General features: G+C 32.5%; 1 protein-coding gene. It reads right to left on the bottom strand.

The genetic code is table 11. The features are described 5' to 3' along the window. Window positions 1-147 precede the first annotated feature (147 nt). Window positions 148-1,824 (bottom strand): DUF6377 domain-containing protein, encoded by a 1,677-nt coding sequence (locus B2X73_RS04060; RefSeq protein WP_088162441.1) that lies wholly within the window; start codon window positions 1,822-1,824, stop codon window positions 148-150. Window positions 1,825-2,049 lie beyond the last annotated feature (225 nt).

Raw genomic sequence — 2,049 nt, 5'->3', positions numbered from 1 at the left:
GAAAAATATAGATATAACAGCAGTAAATTAGGTAGGGAAATAACATTTAGCGTACCGAATAATCTAAATTTAACACGCAGTACGATATGTAATACAGCGAATCAGAGCTGTATAGATGGGTATTTAAACGTATCGGGTGTCTTGTTTCTAAATACTTTTAATCGTTCCGATCTGCATGATGTTTTTATCAAATTCATCCTTATCTATGATAGCTTTGCTTTTAATTTTTGCCCGATAAGTATAAATTGTGTTTAAGGAACAATGGAGAAATCCAGCAATTTTGGATGAATCATTTACACCGAGTCTGATTAGGGCGAAGATGCGCAATTCGGTATTCAAGAGCTCATTCGTTTTAAGCATTATCTTTCCATCTTCGGTCAGCAACGAGTTTAAATCGTCTACAAAACTGGGAAAGAGATGAAGAAAAATATGATCAAAGGTATTAAACAGTTCCTTTTTTTCTTTGTCTATTCTCTCGTTAGATTTAACCAAGTTAAGGAGCTCCGAGATTTTGTCTCCCATGATCATTTTCTTTATTAAGGTCTGAAATTTCTCCAATTTCGTGATGTACATTGAACAGATATCAAGAAAATGTCCGATGTATACCTCTTTGATGTGATTGGATTCATACAACAAATTGTTCGTTTTGGACAATTTGTTGTTTACAATTTTATACTCTTCATTTTTAGTTTGTAATTCGTCATTTAGTTTATTGAGATCCTGATTTGCTTTAAATAATTCGAGCCTGAACCTACTCACTTTTCTCATCTGTTTATAAACATATATTATCGCTAGTATCAATAATATGGAAAGGACGGAAGCAACAATTAAAAACGTAAACAATTGCTCCTTTTTTTGTTTTTGATGTTCCTGATAAGAGGTATCAATAATTGGGAAAATTTGAGAAACTTCATAGGTCCTAAATTTAGCATTGCAGAAGATTGCGTCTTCAAGCGATGATTTTATACACATATAGGATTCATCGATGTAACCTTGTTGGTGCAGTAAAAATGCTAACGCTTGCATGGAAGTATTTTCTTTTATCGCATTTTTAATATCGCAAGCTGCGGATATAATCAGCAGTTCGCACTGTTTGCCTACATTGCCTTCCTTTCGGTATATTTCTGAAAGTGAGAATGCAAGCATTGCTTTTTCATGGCTATCTTCCTTTATTGTCGCGAATATTGAATTCAAGATTACTTTAGCCTCTTTTATTTTGTTCAGGTCGATCAGTTTTTCTGCATATACCATTTTGTAGTGATTCGAAGATTCATCAAGCAGCGTTAATAAAGAATCACGATAATTACGGCTAATTGCTAAATAATTTTTTTGGTTATAATTATGGTATGCATAAAACTTGAAAAAGTTCTTTTGAGCATCCAGATATTTTATTTTTAGGTGATTGTTTAATTTTTGGATGGGTATTCTATCCAAAATATCTTTAGAATCAATGTACATACCTGCGACCAGATAATGTAGAGAAAGGTCTAATTCAGTTTCTAGTATCCAATTTGGACTCTGGAGTTTATTTGCCAGTTCCAAATTTTTCTTAGCATAATAAATAGCGGAATCAGATTTATAGGATGCGTATGAGCTACTCAGCTGTTTTTGTAATTCAAATTTTAGATTCAGATTTTCGGTGCTATTGTCCAGCTTTTTTTTTATCAGGGAAAGATAAAGCTCTTTTTGCTCAACAAAAGTATCTTTATTTTGAATGAGATTAGTAAGATTGAGAATTGAGGAGTCTTTTAAAGCAATCGCTTTAGTTTTGGAAATTGTGGCTATAAAAAATAAAATCAGATATAAAAATACAGGTTTTCCCATTTATATTAGTAGAATACTATTCAAATTAAAGAAATTGAGCAGATCAAATATAAATAAATAACTTGAGTTTGTTCAATGGCGCTTTTTTTATAATAGATCATATCCGAGATTAAACACAATCCTGCGTGTTGAAACATTACACCAATAATGACCTATTCCATTTTCAGATACCTGCCCTCGAACGAACCCGTTATAACGTCTGACACATGTAGCGGTTCCGTGACT

Source organism: Empedobacter sp. UBA7252, from assembly GCF_002472765.1.
Classification (GTDB): domain Bacteria; phylum Bacteroidota; class Bacteroidia; order Flavobacteriales; family Weeksellaceae; genus Empedobacter; species Empedobacter falsenii_B.
This window is presented reverse-complemented; position numbering and strand designations above follow the sequence as displayed.

Bases quoted from the DNA above. Each gene is read 5' to 3' on its own strand.
- B2X73_RS04060 (WP_088162441.1), bottom strand. From the start codon at position 1,824: ATGGGAAAACCTGTATTTTTATATCTGATTTTATTTTTTATAGCCACA.